Here is an 18934-nt window from a genome sequence, read left to right on the forward strand (position 1 = left end):
AGTGGTACACAGCAGCCGCATTCGCCGGATCGGGAAGAAGGAGGTCGGCGCGGGCCGGCCCACCTACGTGATCGGCGAGATCGGGATCAACCACAACGGCGAGCTCGCCAACGCCCTGGCGCTCGTCGACGCGGCCGCCGACGCGGGCTGTGACGCGGTGAAGTTCCAGAAGCGCACTCCCGAGATATGCACCCCCCGCGACCAGTGGGACATCGAACGGGACACCCCCTGGGGCCGGATGACGTACATCGACTACCGCCACCGCGTCGAGTTCGGCGAGGACGAGTACCGCGCCATCGACGCGCGGTGTGCCGAGCGCGGCATCGACTGGTTCGCCAGCCCGTGGGACACCGAGGCCGTCGCCTTCCTGGAGAAGTTCGACGTCCCCGCCCACAAGGTGGCCTCGGCGTCCCTGACCGACGACGAACTGCTCCTCGCCCTGCGCGCCACGGGCAGGACGATCATCCTGTCCACCGGCATGTCCACGCCCCGGCAGATCCGGCACGCCGTGGAGGTGCTGGGCAGCGAGAACATCGTCCTGCTGCACGCCACGTCCACGTACCCGGCCAAGGCCGAGGAGCTGAACCTGCGGGTCATCCAGAGCCTGGAGGCGGCGTACCCGAACGTTCCCGTCGGCTACTCCGGCCACGAGACCGGCCTGCAGACCACCGTCGCCGCCGTCGCCATGGGTGCCTGCGCCGTCGAGCGGCACATCACCCTCGACCGCGCCATGTGGGGCTCCGACCAGGCCGCCTCCGTCGAACCGGGCGGCCTCACCCGCCTCGTCCGCGACATCCGCACCATCGAGACCGCCCTCGGCGACGGGATCAAGCGCGTCTACGACTCCGAACTCGCGCCGATGAAGAAGCTCCGCCGCGTCCAGGGCGCCCTCGCCGCCGAGGGCGTGACGGCCTCGGCATGAGCGGCACCCTCGCCCTGGTGGAGAGCCCGGCTCAACTACTGAACGTCCTGGAGTGGGCACACGTCCACCCGGGCGAGGCAGCGTCCCTCACCGTCGCCGTCCTGCAGCCGACGGATCCGCGCTCGCGCGAACAGGTCCGCCGGCTGTGCCGGTACGCCTCGCGGGCCGGGGTGGCGTGGAGGCGCTACGAGGTGCGCGCCGGGTACCTGGAGCGGGCCCAGGAGCTGGTTCGTCTCGGCCGGGCGGTCGCGGCCGCCGAACACCTGGTGATCGGCGACCTGTTCTCCCGTACGATCCAGCTGCTGCTGCCGCGGTCCAGGGCCCGCGAGGTGGTCGTGGTGGACGACGGTACGGCCACCACGGAGCTGGTCAGCCTGCTGACGTCCGGGCAGCAGCTGACGCGCTGGCACCAGGGCGAGGTCAGACCGTCCGCCAGGACGGGACCGGTGAGCCGCTGGCTGGCCCGCGAGGGCCTGGCCCGCGCCACCTTCTTCACCTGCATGCCGGTGGAGGCCCCGCCGGGCACCGAGGTCCGGGCCAACACGTACGCGTGGAGCCGGGAGACCTTCGGGCCGGTGCGCGTGCTCCCCGGGGCCGATCTGGCGGGCAGCTCCCTCGTGGAGACCGGCGTCATCGACGAGGACCGGTACGTCGAGGCGGTCGGCTGGATCGCCGACAGCCGCCGGGCGGGGCGGTACCTGGCGCACCGCAGGGAGAGCCCGCGGAAGCTGGACCGGATCGCCGCCGCCACCGGCATGGAGATCGTCCATCCGGAACTGCCGCTGGAATTGACCGCGTTGACCGAACCCATCGGTCTGTCCGTGCTGACCTTCGCGTCCACCGTCGCCTACACCCTGCCCATCGTGCTCGGCGGTTCGCCGGTGCGGGTGGAGCTGTGCGAGCTCGACGACGCCTGGATCACCCCGGAGACCGCGGAGCGTTCGGTGGACTTCCTGCGGAGGATCTCCGCCCAGGCCGTGCACCGCCACGGGCTGGCGAGGATCCCGCCGCAGGGGCGCGGCCGTCGCCCGTCAGAACCGCTGCCAGCGCCCCAGTGAGAGCGCCGCGCCGTCCTTCTGCCGGTTGACGAGCAGTTCGCCCCGGGCGCTGAGCGAGGCGACGACGACCCTGCCGCGGGCGTCGACGGCGAGGGCCGGGGACTCCAGCCCCTCCTCCCCGATCTCCGTCCACCAGAGCCCGGCCGCCTCGTGTTCGGTGGGATAGGCGGCCAGGGCCGTACGGCCGCCGACGGTCCGCAGGGCCAGCACGGTGCAGTCGTGGCCCTCGACCACCGCGCGGGTCGCGGCGACGGCCCCGGAGGCGGGACCACCGCCGAGGGCATGGGTGCCGGCGCCCTCGCGGTGGGCGAACACGCCGCTGCCGTCGGCCGCGTGCCAGAAGTGGGTGACCCGTCCGGGTGCCGTTTCGAGGGCGACCGACGATCCGTCCTGGGCCAGGAACGGAAGGTCCTCGCCCCTGTCCATGGAGGAGCCCGGGGCGCTCCGGGTCCAGAGCGAGATCCCCCTCTCACCGGGCGCGGCGAGCCCGACCCTGCCGTCACCGGTGGAGGCGGCGCTGATCCCCTCGAAGGCCTTGCTGCCGTGCAGGTCCTCCCAGTCGCCCCAGTTGCCCGTCGCGTCCTGGTACTTCACGTGGATGCCCCGGCCCGCGTTGCGCACGAAGACGTGGGCCGCGCCCCGGGCGTCGACGGCGACGGCCGGCGGGCCGCCCCGGTGGGACATCTCCGGCCTCCGGTAGAGGGTGCCGAGGTCCTGCCACGGCGCGAGCGGGCGACCGGTCTGGTACTGCACCGCGTGGTGGTAGGTGACGGTGACGCCCTCGCCGTCCGGTGACCGGCGGCGGCGCCGGCCCACGAAGTGGGCGTACCCGTCGGGTCCTTGGCCCACCGCGAGATCGGTCAGGTCCGGTGCGGGGAACAGCTCGGGGCCGCTCCAGTCGGGGCCTCCGGGGGTCCGCTCGGTCCAGCGCAGCAGGCCGCCCTCGGTGCGCGCGTAGGCGGTGAGGCGTCCGTCCCGGCCCGCCAGCATCCAGCGGCCCACCAGGGGGCCCAGGGCGACGGAGTCCCAGTCACCCGCGGGGGCCGGTGCGGAGCCGGGCGCGGGTGCGCGGGCGGCGTCCGGTCGGGTCGTGTGGGCAGCGGGCTTGCGCGCCTTGCGCGTGGATCGCGTCGCCATGGCCCGCCAGCAACCTTTCCCCTTCGCCACTCGAACAAATTGAGGATACCCCGGGGCCCTTGCGGCCCGTTCCTGCGCTTATCTTGTAGCCCGCTACATCCCCCCGCATCCCGTTCGGAAGGCCGGTCCCCGGGCATGACTTCAGACAGCACCGCCACGACGACGCTCCAGGAGGGCCCGTCGGCCCCCGGGCGTGCGCCCCGCCCGCCCCGTTCGCGCGGCAGTCGGATCCGGCGGGTGCTGGCCTGGAGCGCGGCCGTCCTCGTCCTGGGCGCCGCCGGCACCGGGTGGTGGGTGTACAGCCATCTGAACGGGAACATCGACAGCGTCGACCTCAACCAGGCGATCGGCGCCGACAACCGGCCGCCGAAGGTCGTGAAGAACGCCCAGAACGTCCTCGTGCTCGGCTCCGACTCGCGGGCCGGCGCCAACGGCGACCTCGACCACGGCGACGTCAGCGGCGCCCGCTCCGACACCGCGATGCTGGTGCACATACCCGAGGGCCGGGCCAGGGCCACCGCGGTGAGCATCCCCCGCGACACCCTGATCTCCCGGCCCGAGTGCAAGGACAAGGACGGCAAGAGCGTCTCCGCCGCCAACCGGGTCATGTTCAACTCCGTGTACACGCTGGCCGGGCCGGCCTGCGTGGTCAAGACCGTCGAGCAGATGTCCGGGATCCGCGTGGACCACTTCGTCGAGGTGGACTTCGCGGGCTTCAAGGGCCTCGTGGACGCCCTCGGCGGGGTCACCGTCACCCTCGACCAGCCGATGACCGGCACGAAGGGCGGGCTCAAGCTGGACGCGGGCACGCACCGGCTGGACGGCACGGCCTCCTTGAAGTTCGTCCGGACCCGGTACGGCTACGGCGACGGCAGCGACCTCGGACGGATAGGCCTCCAGCAGCAGTTCATGCTCGCCATGCTGTCCGAGATCAAGAAGCAGGACGCCCTCGGCAACCCGGCCCGCCTCTACAAGCTCGCGGACGCCGGCACCAAGTCGCTGACCACCGACTCCGACCTCGCCTCGCTCACCGCGCTGTCCGACTTCGCGCAGAGCATGAAGGGCGTGGACCCGGCGACGATGGAGACCATCATGCTGCCCGTCGCCTACGACAAGGTGGACCGCAACCGGGTCGTCGTCGCCGAGCCCCAGGCCTCGCAGCTGTGGGACGCGCTGCGCAGCGACCAGAAGGTGCCCGCGGCGGCGAAGGACTCCCCCGCGAAGGGCGGCGGCCCGGGCACCAAATCCCCGGCGCCCAAGCCGTCGCCCTCCTCCTAGTGCTGTCAACCCGTCCTAGCGGTCCCTGCGCGGGCCCACCTCGCCGCGGCCGAGGCGGCTGTGGCCGCGGCCGTACAGGAAGTAGACGACCACGCCGATCGCCATCCAGATGCCGAAGCGGATCCAGGTCTCGGCCGGCAGGTTGAGCATCAGCCAGAGCGAGGCCCCGATCGACACGATCGGGACGAACGGCACCCACGGGGTGCGGAACGCCCGGTGCAGGTCGGGGCGGGTCCGGCGCAGGATGATCACGCCGAGGGCGACGATCACGAAGGCGAACAGGGTGCCGATGTTCACGAGTTCCGCGAGCTTCTCCAGGCTGGTGAAGCCCGCGAGGACCGCGATGAGCACACCGAGCAGGATGGTCGCCCGGTAGGGCGTGCGGTACTTGGGGTGGGTGACGGAGAAGACGCGCGGCAGCAGTCCGTCACGGCTCATCGCGAAGAACACGCGGGTCTGCCCGAGGAGCAGGATCATGCACACGGTGATCAACCCGACGGACGCCCCGAGGCTGATGGCACCGGCGAAGAACGGTTGGTTCACCGATTTGAAGGCTTCGGCGAGTGGCGCGGTCGGCGACATCTGCGTGTAGTGCTGCATGCCGGTGACCACCAGCGTCACCGCGACGTAGAGCACCGTGCAGATGATCAGCGAGCCGAGGATGCCGCGCGGCATGTCCCGTTGTGGGTTCTTCGTCTCCTCGGCCGCGGTGGCCACGACGTCGAAGCCGATGAAGGCGAAGAAGATCAGCGAGGCGGCGGTGAAGATGCCCATGACGCCGAAGTTGGTGGGCGCGTAGCCGAAGAGCAGTTGGACCAGCGGCGCGTGGATGCCGCCGCCCGCCTCCTGCGGCTGGGCCGGCGGGATGAACGGGGAGTAGTTGTCGGCCTTGATGAAGAACAGGCCGGCGATGATGACGAGCATCACCACGGTCACCTTGATGGCGACGACGATCGCGGTGAGCCGGGCCGACAGCTTCGTCCCGATGACCAGGACCGCTGTGAGCACCAGGATCAGCAGGAACGCCAGCAGGTCGAAGGTGCCGCCGGCGTCAGGCCCGGACAGCGCGGCCGGCATGTCCCAGCCCAGGTTGGTCTCCATGAGGTGGCGCACGTACCCGGACCAGCCGACCGCCACCACGGCGGTGCCGAGCGCGAACTCCAGCACCAGGTCCCAGCCGATGATCCAGGCCGGTAGCTCGCCGATGGAGGCGTACGCGAAGGTGTACGCCGAGCCGGCCACCGGGACGGTGGACGCGAACTCCGCGTAGCACAGGGCCGCGAGGGCGCAGACGATGCCCGCCGCCACGAAGGCGAGGGCGGTGGCGGGACCGGCGTTGTTCCGGGCGGCGATGCCCGTGAGGACGAAGATGCCGGTGCCGATGATGACGCCGACGCCGAAGACCGTCAGGTCCCAGGCCGAGAGCGATTTGCGGAGCGCGTGTTCCGGCTCCTCCGTGTCACGGATCGACTGCTCGACCGATTTGGTGCGGAAAGGACTGTTCAGATCCGTACTCACCGACGCACCTCCGAAAGGTGGCGTACGCAGCACGCGGACGCGAACGGGCCGGGAGGCCCACCCTTCAAGGGTGATCTCCCGGCCCGTGACGTGCAACCGCGCGTGATCCGGGCGGGTGGCCCGGCGCCGACTAGTCGACGGTGGCGGCCTGCTCGCTGTCGTAGCGGCCGTCCAGCTTGGCGACGAGACCCGTGACCTGCCGCGCGATGTCCGGAGCGGTCAGGCCGATTTCGGCCATGATCTCCTTGCGCAGCGCGTGGTCGAGGAAGCGCTGCGGGATGCCGAAGTCGCGCAGCGGGACGTCGACCCCGGCGTCGCGCAGGGCCTGCGAGACGGCGGCGCCGACACCGCCGGTGCGGCCGTTGTCCTCGACGGTGACGACGACCCGGTGGCCGTCCGCGAGCGGGGCCAGGGCCTCGTCCACCGGCTTGACCCAGCGCGGGTCGACGACGGTCGAGGTGATGCCCTGCTTGTCGAGGAGGTCGGCGATCTCCAGGCACATCGGGGCGAGCGCGCCGACCGAGACGATGAGTACGTCCGGACGGGTGACGTCGGCGGCCGGGGTGCGCAGCACGTCCATGCCGCCGATGCGACCGACGGCCGGTACGGCCGGGCCGACGACGCCCTTGGAGTACCGCACGACCGTCGGCGCGTCCTTGACCTCGACGGCCTCGCGGAGCTGGGCGCGCAGCTGTTCGGCGTCACGGGGTGCGGCGAGGCGCAGCCCGGGAACCACCTGGAGGATGGACATGTCCCACATGCCGTTGTGGGAGGCGCCGTCGTCACCGGTGACGCCGGCCCGGTCCAGGACGAAGGTGACCCCGCACTTGTGCAGGGCGACGTCCATCAGGACCTGGTCGAAGGCGCGGTTCAGGAAGGTCGCGTAGACGGCGAAGACCGGGTGGACGCCGCCGGTGGCGAGGCCGGCCGCGGAGGTGGCGCCGTGCTGCTCCGCGATGCCGACGTCGTAGATGCGGTTCGGGAAGGCCTCGGCGAACTTGTTGAGGCCGACCGGGTGGAGCATCGCGGCGGTGATGCCGACGACGTCGGGTCGGTCGTGGCCCAGCTTGACCATCTCGTCGGCGAAGACGGAGGTCCAGCTGGCGGCGGCGGTCTTCACCGGCAGGCCGGTGTCCGGGTGGATGACGCCGACCGCGTGGAAGCGGTCCGCCTCGTGTTCCAGGGCCGGGGTGTAGCCGCGGCCCTTCTGGGTGAGGCAGTGCACGATGACCGGGCCGCTGAAGCGCTTGGCGCGCGTGAGGGCGGACTCCAGGGCCTCGATGTCGTGGCCGTCGATCGGCCCGATGTACTTCAGGCCCAGGTCCTCGAACATGCCCTGCGGGGCGATGAAGTCCTTGAGGCCCTTCTTGGCGCCGTGGAGGGTCTCGTAGAGGGGCTTCCCGACGACCGGGGTGCGCTCCAGGAGGTCCTTGCCGCGGGCCAGGAAGCGCTCGTAGCCGTCCGTGGTGCGCAGGGTCGCCAGGTGGTTCGCGAGGCCGCCGATGGTGGGGCCGTACGAGCGCTCGTTGTCGTTGACGACGATGACCAGCGGGCGGTCCTTGGCGGCGGCGATGTTGTTCAGCGCCTCCCAGGCCATGCCGCCGGTCAGCGCGCCGTCGCCGATGACGGCGGCGACGTGGTGGTCCTCTCGGCCGAGGACCTCGTTGGCCTTGGCGAGACCGTCGGCCCAGCCCAGCACCGTGGAGGCGTGGGAGTTCTCGATGATGTCGTGGTCGGACTCGGCGCGCGAGGGGTAGCCGGAGAGGCCGCCCTTGGAGCGCAGGTCGGAGAAGTCCTGGCGGCCGGTGAGCAGCTTGTGCACGTAGGCCTGGTGCCCGGTGTCGAAGAGGACCTTGTCCTTCGGGGACTCGAAGACCCGGTGCAGGGCGATCGTCAGTTCGACCACCCCCAGGTTGGGGCCGAGGTGCCCGCCGGTCTTGGAGACGGCGTCGACGAGGAAGGACCTGATCTCGGCGGCGAGCTGGTCGAGCTCCTCCTGGCTGAGCCGGTCCAGATCGCGCGGTCCCTTGATGCGGGTCAGCAGCACCCGTGCCTCCTTGCAGTTGCTTGCTGGTCTGTCGAGTCTAATGTTCCGCTCGCGGGGGCGGTCATCGGGCGGCACCCGGAAGGTCACGCCTTTGTCATACCTGTACACCCCGGCGCGGAATCACACATCCCAAACGGGCCCATACCCGCACACCTGTACGCACACATGTACGCACAGGTGCCCGGCGCCACACGAAGTGGCACCGGGCACTGTGACGGGTCTTACCGCCTGGGGACGCCCGAGGGCGCGCGGTCAGGCGCGTCCGGCCGTCTTCTGGGTCTTGCGGGTGACCGAGTCGATGACCACCGTGGCGAGCAGGACCGCACCGGTGATCATGTACTGGATCGGCGTCGCGATCCCCTCCAGGGCCAGACCGTACTGGATGGAGGTGATGACCATGACGCCGAGGAGGGCGTTCCAGGTCCGGCCCCGGCCACCGAAGAGGCTGGTGCCGCCGATTACGGCCGCCGCGATCACGTTCATCAGCAGGTCGCCGGCGCCGGCGCTCTGGTTGGCGGCCGCGATCTTGGAGGCCCAGAAGAGGCCGCCGATGGCGGCGAAGGTGCCCGCGATCGCGAAGACCGTGACGCGGATCCGGTTGACGTTGATGCCCGCGCGGCGGGACGCCTCGACGCTGCCGCCCAGCGCGAAGACGTTCCGGCCGAAGGAGGTGCGGCGCAGCAGGAAGTCCGTACCGGCCAGGGCCAGGACGAAGAGCACCACCGCGAGCGGCAGGCCCTTGTACTGGTTGAACACCACGGCGGGGCCGAAGGTGAAGACGGCGAGCACGCCGGTGCGCAGCAGGATCTCGGTGAGGGGCCGCGAGGGAACCCCGGCGGCCTCCCTGCGACGGTTGTCGAAGAAGGTGGCCAGGAAGTATCCGGCCACGGCGACCGCCGCGAGGCCGTAGCCGGCGGCCACGTCCGAGAAGAAGTACGTCGTGAGCTTGCCGACCACGCCGTCGGAGTCGAGGTTGATCGTGCCGTTGCTGCCGAGGATCTGCAGCATCGCGCCGGACCAGAACAGCAGGCCCGACAGGGTGACGGCGAAGGCGGGGGCGCCGATCCGGGCGAAGAAGAAGCCGTGGATCGAACCGATGAGGGCGCCGCCGACGACGGCCGCGAGGATCGCGAGCCACTCGTTCACCCCGTGGGTGACGGAGAGGACGGCGACGATCGCGCCCGAGACGCCGCTGACGGAGCCGACCGAGAGGTCGATCTCGCCGAGCAGCAGGACGAAGATGATGCCGACGGCCATCATGCCCGTCGCGACCATGGTGATCGCGATGTTGGTGAGGTTCTCCGGGGAGAGGAAGTTCGAGTTCAGGCCCTGGAAGATGCTCCAGATGATGATCAGGCCGATGACGACCGGGATGGAGCCCAGGTCGCCCGCCTTCATCTTGCGGCCGAACTCGCTCAGGTACCCGGAGAGGCCCTGCTCGCGCACCAGCAGTCGGGGGTCCACCGCGGGGATGGCGTCCGCCGCGGCGGCCGGGTTGACCGGGTCGACGTGCCCTGCCGGGCCCTTGCCCAGGGGATCGGCGGCGGGATTCTCGGTGCTCACTTGCGGGCCTCCCCGGTGCGGGCCGCCCGGCGGGTCACGGCGTTGTCCGTGGCTCCGGTGATGGCGGAGATGATCTCTTCCTGCGAGGTGTCGGCGACGTTGAAGACACCGTTGTTCCGGCCCAGCCGCAGGACCGCCACCTTGTTGGCGACGGCCTTCACATCGGCCATGTTGTGGCTGATGAGGATGACGGCGTGGCCGCGCTCCCGCAGCCGCTCCACGAGGTCGAGGACCTGTGCGGTCTGCTCGACGCCGAGGGCCGCCGTGGGCTCGTCGAGGATGACGAGTTGGGGCTCGCCCAGCATCGAGCGGGCGATGGCCACGGTCTGGCGCTGCCCGCCCGAGAGCGAGGCGATGGGGATCCGGACACTGGGGATCCGGATGGACAGGGTGGTGAGGAGCTCGCGGGCGCGGCGCTCCATCTCCACCTCGTCGAGGACGCCGAAGCGCTTGAGCTCGCGACCCAGGAAGAGGTTGCCGACGACGTCGATGTTGTCGCACAGCGCGAGGTCCTGGTAGACCGTCGCGATGCCCAGGTTCTGGGCGTCGTGGGGCTTGTTGATGGAGACCGGGCGGCCCTGCCACTCGATGACGCCGTCATCGATGGGGTGCACGCCGGCGATCGTCTTGACCAGCGTGGACTTGCCGGCGCCGTTGTCGCCGACGAGGGCGACCACCTCACCGGAGTGGATCTCGAGTTCTACGTCGGTCAGGGCCTGGACGGCACCGAACCTCTTCGAGACCCCTCGCAACGCCAGCACGGGCGCAGCGGACACATGAACCATCTCCTTCGCCGCCTGACCGGCGGGGATGTCGTGCAAAAGAGCAGGAGCGGGGCGGATGGGGAACGACACGAGGTCGCGAAAGCGGGGGAAGTACGAGAAACGTTTCTGCCCGGCGCCCCGCGGGTGGCGGGAAGTTGGGGCGGGGCGCCGGGCAGGCGCGGGGGGCCGCCCCGGCCGGAGCCGGGGGCGACGGGGCCTACTTGAGGCCGAGGGTGGCGCAGGCGGCCGCGTACTTGTCGGCGCAGATCTCTTCGACCGTGTAGACGCCGTCCTTGACGACGGTGTCCTTGATGTTGTCCTTCGTCAGCGAGACGACCGGGATCAGGACGGACGGAACACCCTTGGAGGTCGGGCTGTCGACCTTCTGGTTGATGATCCCGTCGATCTTCTCGCCCTTGGCGAGGGCGACGGCCATCTCGGCGGCGGCCGCGGCCTCGGGGGCGTACGGCTTGTAGACGCTCATGAACTGCTCGCCCGACACGATCCGCTGCACACCGGCGAGTTCGGCGTCCTGGCCGGTGACCGGGGGCAGGGGGGACAGGCCGGCCGCCTTGAGGGCGGTGATGATGCCGCCGGCCATGCCGTCGTTGGCGGAGTAGACGCCGACGACCTTGTCCTTGCCGAGGGCCGAGAGCGCGCCCGCCATGTTGGTGTTGGCGTTCTCCGGCTTCCACTCCTTGGTGTCGTACTCCTTGCCGATGTTCACCTTGCCGTCGAGGACGGAGTGGGCGCCCTTCTTGAACAGCGCGGCGTTCGGGTCGGTGACGGAGCCGTTCATCATGACGATCTGGCCGTCCTTGGCCTTGTCGCCCAGCGCCTCCAGCAGGGCCTTGCCCTGGACCTTGCCGACCTCTTCGTTGTCGAAGGAGGTGTAGGCGTCGATCGGGCCCTCGGCGAGGCGGTCGTAGGCGACGACCGGAATGCCGGCGTCCTTGGCCTTCTTGACCGAACCCGCGATGGCCTTGGCGTCGACGGCGTCGATGATCAGCGCGTTCACCTTGTTGGTGATCATCGTTTCGACCTGGGAGTTCTGCGTGGTCGCGTCCTGCTTGGCGTTGGCGTAGACGACCTCGGCCTTGCCGCCGGTGAGATCGGCGATCTTCTTCTCGATCAGCGGCTTGTCGAACTTCTCGTAGCGAGCGGTCTGGTTCTCCGGCAGGAGCAGACCGATCTTGATCGCGTCACCGGCGGCGGCGGAGTCCTTCGGAGCGTCACCGGCCTCCTTGGCGCTTCCACAGGCGGCCAGCGAAACGGCCATGGCACCGGCGGCGACGGCTACGGCGGCTCTACGCATACGCGTGTTCATTACTTGAACCTCCCTGACGAGGCCGCAACACTGCGGCCGAGGTGGATGTGAGTCAACCCCGGCCGCAAGTTTGCCGTCAAGGAGTGAATCCTTAACGAGATGACAACGGTGCCATCCGTTATCTAACTGAAGACATGACGGCAGGCGCTCGCACCCCTATGCCATTTTCCGCCAAAAGCGTCGAATCGCCCATCTCGCTGAGGACGAGGGCCAGTGCGCCGAGCACCTCCGCGCGGCCCCCCAGCGACCCCGTGAGGACCGACAACTGCCGGGCCGCGCTGGGGATCGCGTACCGCCCGACGGACTCGCGGATGGGCGTCAGGACCAACTCCCCGGCCTCCGCGAGCGAGCCGCCGAGCACCACGCGGCTCGGGTTCAAGAGGTTGCAGAGGCTGGCCACGCCGCTGCCGATGTGCCGGCCGACGTCGGTGATGACCCGACGGCAGCCGGGGTCCCCCTCGCGGGCCAGCTCGACCACCCGCTCCATCGTCAGGTCCGGTCCGTGGCTGCTCTCCAGGAGCGGCAGCACGTAGCGGGCCGCGGCGAAGGTCTCCAGGCAACCGCGGTTGCCGCAGCGGCAGACGGGGCCCGATTCGTCGAGGGTGATGTGCCCGATCTCGCCGGCCGTGCCGCCGGGTCCCCGGTAGATCTGGCCGTTGATCACCAGCCCCGCGCCGACACCGCTGGCGACCTTGATGTAGGCCAGGTCCTTGACCCCCCGGCCGCTGCCCCAGACCAACTCGCCCAGCGCGCCGAGGTTCGCGTCGTTGTCCACGTAGACCGGCACGCCCAGGCGCTGCGAGAGCTCCTGGCGCGGGTTGATCCCGGCCCAGCCGGGCAGGATCGCGGTGGAGCCCAGCGTGCCGGACTCCACGTCGATGGGTCCCGGCACGCCGAGACCCACGCCGATGACCTTGTCCCGGCCCACGCCGACGCCCTCGATCAGCCGTCCGACCAGTGCCTCGGCCCGGTCGAAGCCCTCCACCCAGGACGCGTCCACGTCGAGCGGCTCGGACTCCTCGGCCAGCACCTGGTGCGCGAGGTTGCCGACGGCCACCCGCAGGTGGGTGTGGCCGAAGTCCACGCCGATCACGATCCCCGCGTCCCCGCTGAGCGAGACGCTGCGGGCCCGGCGGCCGCCGGCCGAGGTGTCGATGACCTCGACGGTCCCGGCCTCCTTGAGCTCGCGGACGATGTTGGAGACCGTGGCCGCCGACAGTCCGGTGGCACGGGCGATCTCCGCCTGGGTCAGCGAACCGGCGAGCCGCACGGCCCGCACGACCCGTTCCAGATTCGCGCGATGCAGCGAGGACTGCGATCCGGGAGTCTGCACGACTCATCCACTCCTGCCCATAAGCGACGGCGAGCCGTCGCCCCCCTGGCCGGCCGTCGCGGCTGAGCGCTCCGAGACACCGGCGTCTCTCCAACTTGTGAACCTTAAGTCGAGCCTTTGGGCCTCCACACGTCAAGAGGCTGACGCAGCACGAAAAGGACACCGGTGACCAAAAGGATGATCGGGTACCTCCCGGATCGTGTTACGGTCGCTGAGGCGCCGGTCCTCTGCGGCCTTTCCGGCCGGACCGGGCGCCCGCAATGACGGCGCTACGCGAGGAGGTGTTCGGGATGAGTCCCGATCGAAGTCCTCGCAGTGCCCTGCTCGGCTGACCCTTCCGATCGGCCGGCCCTCCACCGGATGAGCACGGCGGCGCCCGCGCCGTTCCCGTGCCCCTTCCATTGAGGCACCGCTCCACTCCTTCCGCATGCCCTGCACTCACGTGCCGGGGCCGCGTCATCCATGCCCACCGGCGCACCGAGCCCTTCGCGGCCGCTTCGCGCCGACCCATGATCACTCCACGTGACCGCGCGGCTCCGCGCTGCCCGGACACCGTGGAGGGAGGTATTCGTCATGACCATGCTCACCCCTCGTACCCCCACCAAGCTCGCGCCGCCGGGCCGGACCCGCCGCGAGCGCAAGGCCGCCGAGTTGGAGGCGGGAACCCGCCTCGTCGGCGAGCGCCTGTCCGCGCTCGGCGCCCGCACGGGCGTCCAGGTCCTCCAGGACCTCGACACCTCCCGCGCCGGACTCACCCACGCCGAGGCGGCGCTGCGCCTGGAGCGGCACGGCGCCAACGTCGTGGCCCGGGAGCGCGCCCCCCGCTGGCCGGTCCAGCTCGCGAAGGCGTACTGGAACCCCTTCATCGGGGTCCTGGTCTTCCTCGCCGCCGTCATGTTCTGGCAGGACCCGGCCGACCCGGGCGTCGTCATCCTCTCCGTGATGGTGGGGATCAGCGGGCTGCTCCGCTTCTGGCAGGAGTTCCGCTCCGGCCGCGCCGCCGACGCCCTGAAGCAGCTCGTCACCACCACCTGCGCGGTGCAGCGCCGGGCCGGCAGCGGTTCCGCGCCGACCACCTTCGAGGTCCCCATGGACCAGGTGGTCCCGGGCGACCTCGTGAAGCTGGCCGCGGGCGACCTGATCCCGGCCGACCTGCGGCTCGTCGCCGCCAAGGACCTGATGGTCTCCCAGGCCGCCCTGTCCGGGGAGTCGCTGCCGGTCGCCAAGGCCGACATCAGGGCGGACGACCCGGGCACGACCGTCGCCGTCGATCCCGTCGAGGCCGACAACCTCTGCCTGATGGGGACCTCGGTCACGTCCGGGACAGCGACCGGCGTGGTCGTGGCCACCGGCGCGGACACCTGGTTCGGCTCCATGGCCGGCTCGCTCGTCGGCGAGCGTCCGCAGACCAACTTCGACACCGGGGTGCGCAAGGTCAGCTTCCTGCTGATCCGCTTCATGCTGGTGATGGTCCCGATCGTCTTCATGATCAACGGTCTGACCAAGGGCGACTGGAACGAGGCTTTCCTCTTCGGCATCGCCGTCGCGGTGGGCCTGACCCCCGAGATGCTGCCGATGGTGGTCTCCGCGAACCTGGCCCGCGGCGCGGTGGCGATGTCCCGCCGCAAGGTGGTCGTCAAGCGGCTGAACGCGATCCAGAACCTGGGCGCGATGGACGTCCTGTGCACGGACAAGACCGGCACCCTCACCGAGGATCGGATCGTCCTGGACCGCTACCTCGACGTCCACGGCGACGAGGACACCGAGGTCCTGGAGTACGGCTACCTGAACGCCCACTTCCAGACGGGTCTGCGGAACCTCATGGACCGGGCCGTCATCGACCGCGTGGACGAGGCCGAGGAGGTTGTCGTCGACGCACGGTTCTCGATGGTCGACGAGATCCCCTTCGACTTCGCCCGGCGCCGGATGACGGTGGTCCTGAACCGCAACGGCCTCGCGGCCGGCCCCGCCCGCGCCGAACACGTCATGATCACCAAGGGTGCCGTCGAGGAGGTCCTCGGCCTGTGCACGCACATGACGGACCGCGGCGAGCGGACCGAACTGACCGCGGAGCTGCGCCGGCACGTGGCGCGGATCGCCGAGGACAACAACCGGCGGGGCCTTCGGGTCCTCGCCGTCGCCACCCGCACCGTCGCCGAACCGCGCGACACCTACACCGTCGCGGACGAGGACCGGCTGACCCTGGTCGGCTTCCTCGCCTTCCTCGACCCGCCGAAGGCCTCCGCCGCCGCCGCCCTTCAGGGCCTCGCCGACAAGGGCATCGCGGTCAAGGTGGTCACCGGGGACAACGAGCTCGTCGCGGCCCGCGTCTGCGCCGAGGTCGGCATCGAGGTGGGCCACGTGGTCTCGGGCGCCGAGGTGGACGCCCTCGACGACACGGCGCTGCGCGCGCTGGCCGCCCGTACGACGGTCTTCGCCAAGGCCAACCCCGTCCAGAAGGCCCGCATCGTGCGGGCCCTGCAGGCCGAGGGGCACACCGTCGGCTTCCTCGGGGACGGGATCAACGACGCGGCCGCCCTGCGGGACGCCGACGTCGGCATCTCGGTCGACACCGCGGTCGACATCGCCAAGGAGTCGGCGGACATCATCCTGCTGGAGAAGGACCTGACCGTCCTGGAGCAGGGTGTCGTCCAGGGCCGCACCACCTTCGGCAACACGATCAAGTACATCAAGATGACCGCGTCGTCGAACTTCGGCAACGTCTTCTCGGTGCTGGTGGCGAGCGCGTTCATCCCCTTCCAGCCGATGCTCGCGATCATGCTGCTGGTGCAGAACCTGGTCTACGACATCTCCCAGCTGGCGACGCCCTGGGACCGGATGGACGCGGAGTACCTGCGCAAGCCCCGCAACTGGGACGCCAAGGGCATCTTCCGCTTCATGGTCACCATCGGCCCCATCAGCTCGATCTTCGACATCGCCATGTTCGTGATCATGTGGAACGTGTTCGCCGCGAACAGCGAGGCGCACCAGGCGCTCTTCCAGTCCGGATGGTTCGTCGAGGGCCTGCTCTCGCAGACCCTGGTGGTCCACATGATCCGTACCCGCAGGATCCCCTTCATCCAGTCCCGCGCCTCGTGGCCGGTGATGGTGATGACGGTCCTCGCGGTGCTGACCGGCCTGTGGCTGCCCTTCTCCCCGCTGGCCGCCTCGCTGGGCTTCGTGGCCCTGCCGGCGAGCTACTTCCCGTGGCTGATCGGCGTCCTGCTCGCGTACTGCACGCTCACCCAGTTCGTGAAGACCCGCTACATCCGCCGCTTCGGCACCTGGCTGTAGCGGGCAACGGGCAACGGGCACCGGAAAGGAGGACGGGCCGATGAGACTGCTCAGTGAATGGGAGATGGCCGGACACCTCGGCGCCGCGCTCGGCTTCGGCGCGCTGATCGGCCTGGAACGGCAGTGGCGGGCCCGGCTCGCGGGACTGCGTACGAACGCCCTGGTCGCGGGCGGGGCCGCGCTGTTCGTGCTGCTCTCGCGGTACGGGTTCCTCGGGAGCGTCTCCGAGGTGACCTACGACGGCTCCCGGGTCGCCGCCCAGGTCGTCTCCGGGATCGGCTTCCTCGGCGCCGGAGTGATCATGCGGGACGGGCTCGGCGTCCGGGGCCTGAACACGGCCGCCACCCTGTGGTGCTCGGCGGCCGTGGGCTGCCTCGCGGGTACGGGCCTGTTCGTCCTGGCCGCCTTCGGCACGGCGGGCGTGGTGGGGACCAACCTCCTGCTGCGCCCGCTGGGCCGGCGCCTGGACCGCGAGCCGCGCGGCGGGGCGGAGGTGGCGGCCGACTACCACTTCGAGGCGGTGTGCCTGGAGGCGGAGGAGGCCCGCGTCCGCCACCGGGTGGTGGACGCGCTGGGCCGGCCCGGGTACCAGCTGCGGGAGATCCGCAGCCAGGACGGGCCGGCCGGCGGCCTGGTCACCGTATCGGCGCTGCTGACCGCCGAGGGGACGCGGGGCCGGACGTTGGAGGAGGCCGTGAGCAGCCTCTCGCTCGACCCGGCGGTCTCGGCGGTCGGCTGGTCGGTGCTGCCGGACCGGGCGTGAGCCGCCGCTACTTGAGGGTCGCGGAGGTCAGTCCCGCCTGGATCTGGCGCTGGAAGGACAGGTAGACCACCAGCATCGGGATCATCGCGATGGTCACGCCGGCGAACAGCACCGGCAGGTCCGTCTCGTACCCCATCTGGTACTGGAGTTGGATCAGGCCCTGGGTGAGCATGTACCGCTCGGGGTCCGATCCGCTCTGGGGCTGCATCAGCACGGAGGGCAGGATGTACTGGTTCCACTGGCCCAGGACATTGAATATCCCCACGCTGATCAGGCCGGGCTTGGCCATCGGCAGCATCACCTGGAAGAAGATCCGGGTGTCGGAGGCCCCGTCGATCACCGCCGCCTCGTGCACCGCCGTCGGCAGGGTGCGGAAGAAGGAGTGCATGAAGAAGACGGTGAACGGCATCGAGTAGGCGACGTAGACGAGGATCAGACCCTGGTAGCTGTTCAGCATGTCCAGGCGCTTGACCATGAAGAACAACGGGACCAGCGCCAGGAACACCGGGAACATGGCCCCGCTGACGAAGAAGTAGTAGATGATCCGGTTGCCCTTGAAGGGGTACCGGGCCAGGACGTACGCCGCCATGGAACCCAGCAGCATGGTGAGCGGCACCGAGAACACCATCACGATGAGCGTGTTGGTGAAGTAGTCGCCGATGCCCTTGTCCCAGGCGCGCCCGAAGGCGTCGAAGTTCCAGTTCGAGGGCCAGCTGAGGGCCGATCCGCCGATCTGCGAGTCCGTCTTGAAGGACCCGAGCGTCAGCCAGATCAGCGGCAGGACGATCAGTATCGCCCAGACGGCCAGGAAGCCGTGCGAGAAGACGTTGAGCACCATGCCGTCGGAGGTGCGGCTCCCGCCCCCCTTGGGGCGGCCGCTGCCGCCGGACTTCTCGGCCGCGGCCTCACCGGGGGCCTTGATCACTGTGGTCATCGTGTCTCCCGCTCAGAACTCGATGCGCTCGCGGCGGGTGGCGCGCAGCGTGACAAGGGAAAGGATCAGGGTCAGGATCAGCATGACCACGCCCATGGCGCAGGCGTATCCGCTCTTGCCGAAGTAGAGGAAGTTGCGCATCAGGACCGTGGCCATGACCTCGCTGTGGTGGTCGGGTCCGCCGCCGAACTGGCCCGAGGTCATGGTCGACACGAGGACGAACATGTCCATCGCGGCGATGCCCAGGTAGACCGCCGAGGTCTGTACGGAGTCCCAGAGCAGCGGCAGCGTGACCTTGACGAAGGTCTGGGCGCGGCCGGCGCCGTCCAGCAGGGCGGCCTCGTAGATGTCCCTCGGTACGGACTGCATGGCCGCCGAGAAGAGGACCAGGTAGAAGCCGACGCCGTGCCACACGACCACGAGCAGCAGGCACCAGAGCACCAGGTCGGGCTCGTTGAGCCATTCGATGGGGTGGGCCGGGTCGACGACGCCGATCCGGGTGAGGAAGCCGTTCAGCAGGCCGCCCTCGTCACTGCGGTACACGGCGCCGAACAGCACCGCGAGGATGGCGAGGGAGAGGACCTGCGGGAAGAAGTAGACGATCTTGTAGAAGGCCGATCCTCGCACCCCTCTGACACCACCGGCCCCGCTGCGCCCTCCCGCGTTCACCATGAAGGCGAAGAAGAGGGCGAGCAGGATGGTGACCGCGGGGACGAACACCAGGAGCAGCAGGTTGTGCCACAGGGCCCCGAGGAAGACCTCGTCCTTCATCAGCGCCGAGTAGTTGTCCAGCCCGACGAGCTCGAACGTCGGTGACTGGCCCGACCAGTTGGTGAAGGAATAGCCGAACGTCTGGATGTACGGCCAGATGACGAAGGTCAGGTACAGCGCGAGGGGCAGGACGAGGAATCCGGCGATGAAGCCGCCCCGTCCCCTGCTCGTGGCTACTTGGCTCATGGTGTCCGTCCCTGATGGTTCCGGGTGCCCGGTGGACGC

The 18934-nt window shown here is 70.0% G+C and carries 14 protein-coding genes; 5 read left to right on the forward strand and 9 right to left on the reverse strand.

The features are described from left to right. The first annotated feature begins 1 nt into the window (after position 1). Together NOD94_RS13195 and NOD94_RS13200 are read left to right on the forward strand one after the other, a co-directional pair. A complete protein-coding gene (locus NOD94_RS13195) occupies positions 2 to 922 on the forward strand; it encodes an N-acetylneuraminate synthase family protein (protein ID WP_281206063.1) in 921 nt (306 codons plus the stop codon). Further along, the gene (locus NOD94_RS13200; RefSeq protein WP_281206064.1) at positions 919 to 1980 is read left to right on the forward strand and encodes a hypothetical protein; all 1062 of its coding nucleotides are present in this window, start codon (positions 919 to 921) and stop codon (positions 1978 to 1980) included. The genes NOD94_RS13195 and NOD94_RS13200 overlap by 4 nt, the downstream gene beginning before the upstream one ends. Here the strand turns inward: NOD94_RS13200 and NOD94_RS13205 are convergent. Continuing rightward, a complete protein-coding gene (locus NOD94_RS13205) occupies positions 1954 to 3117 on the reverse strand; it encodes a hypothetical protein (protein ID WP_281206065.1) in 1164 nt (387 codons plus the stop codon). The genes NOD94_RS13200 and NOD94_RS13205 overlap by 27 nt on opposite strands. A 135-nt stretch (positions 3118 to 3252) precedes the next feature. Between NOD94_RS13205 and NOD94_RS13210 the strand changes: the two genes are divergently transcribed. Next, entirely contained in the window at positions 3253 to 4395 is a 1143-nt protein-coding gene (locus NOD94_RS13210; protein WP_281206066.1) for an LCP family protein, read from the forward strand. A 15-nt stretch (positions 4396 to 4410) separates the two neighbouring features. Here the strand turns inward: NOD94_RS13210 and NOD94_RS13215 are convergent, their stop codons facing one another. The 6 genes from NOD94_RS13215 to NOD94_RS13240 all read right to left on the reverse strand — a co-directional run bounded on the left by NOD94_RS13215 (position 4411) and on the right by NOD94_RS13240 (position 12947). Continuing rightward, positions 4411 to 5913 (reverse strand): amino acid permease, encoded by a 1503-nt coding sequence (locus tag NOD94_RS13215; RefSeq protein WP_281206067.1) that lies wholly within the window; start codon positions 5911 to 5913, stop codon positions 4411 to 4413. Positions 5914 to 6043: 130 nt separating this feature from the next. Further along, positions 6044 to 7960: a 1-deoxy-D-xylulose-5-phosphate synthase gene (gene dxs / locus NOD94_RS13220; protein ID WP_281206068.1), complete on the reverse strand. Its 1917-nt coding sequence runs from the start codon at positions 7958 to 7960 to the stop codon at positions 6044 to 6046. 252 nt (positions 7961 to 8212) lie between these two features. Then, the gene (locus tag NOD94_RS13225) at positions 8213 to 9493 is read right to left on the reverse strand and encodes a sugar ABC transporter permease (RefSeq protein ID WP_281206100.1); all 1281 of its coding nucleotides are present in this window, start codon (positions 9491 to 9493) and stop codon (positions 8213 to 8215) included. Positions 9494 to 9519: 26 nt separating this feature from the next. Further along, positions 9520 to 10308: an ATP-binding cassette domain-containing protein gene (locus NOD94_RS13230; RefSeq protein WP_281206069.1), complete on the reverse strand. Its 789-nt coding sequence runs from the start codon at positions 10306 to 10308 to the stop codon at positions 9520 to 9522. 196 nt (positions 10309 to 10504) lie between these two features. Then, a complete protein-coding gene (locus NOD94_RS13235) occupies positions 10505 to 11614 on the reverse strand; it encodes a substrate-binding domain-containing protein (RefSeq protein WP_281206070.1) in 1110 nt (369 codons plus the stop codon). 118 nt (positions 11615 to 11732) lie between these two features. Further along, positions 11733 to 12947, reverse strand: coding sequence for an ROK family transcriptional regulator (locus NOD94_RS13240; protein WP_281206071.1), 1215 nt, complete (start codon positions 12945 to 12947; stop codon positions 11733 to 11735). 573 nt (positions 12948 to 13520) lie between these two features. Here NOD94_RS13240 and mgtA point away from each other — a divergent pair. Both mgtA and NOD94_RS13250 read left to right on the forward strand, forming a co-directional pair. Beyond that, on the forward strand, positions 13521 to 16241 hold the full coding sequence (gene mgtA, locus NOD94_RS13245; RefSeq protein WP_281206072.1) for a magnesium-translocating P-type ATPase: 2721 nt from the start codon (positions 13521 to 13523) through the stop codon (positions 16239 to 16241). Between the two features lie 40 nt (positions 16242 to 16281). After that, a complete protein-coding gene (locus NOD94_RS13250) occupies positions 16282 to 17004 on the forward strand; it encodes an MgtC/SapB family protein (protein ID WP_281206073.1) in 723 nt (240 codons plus the stop codon). A gap of 7 nt (positions 17005 to 17011) precedes the next feature. On the opposite strand, the gene NOD94_RS13255 is transcribed toward NOD94_RS13250, so the two are convergent. Continuing rightward, the gene (locus tag NOD94_RS13255; RefSeq protein WP_281206074.1) at positions 17012 to 17938 is read right to left on the reverse strand and encodes a carbohydrate ABC transporter permease; all 927 of its coding nucleotides are present in this window, start codon (positions 17936 to 17938) and stop codon (positions 17012 to 17014) included. A 12-nt stretch (positions 17939 to 17950) separates the two neighbouring features. After that, the gene (locus NOD94_RS13260; RefSeq protein WP_281206075.1) at positions 17951 to 18895 is read right to left on the reverse strand and encodes a sugar ABC transporter permease; all 945 of its coding nucleotides are present in this window, start codon (positions 18893 to 18895) and stop codon (positions 17951 to 17953) included. Positions 18896 to 18934 lie beyond the last annotated feature (39 nt).

Origin of the sequence: Streptomyces sp. Isolate_45 (assembly GCF_024721315.2) — a bacterium.
Taxonomy (GTDB): Bacteria; Actinomycetota; Actinomycetes; order Streptomycetales; family Streptomycetaceae; genus Streptomyces.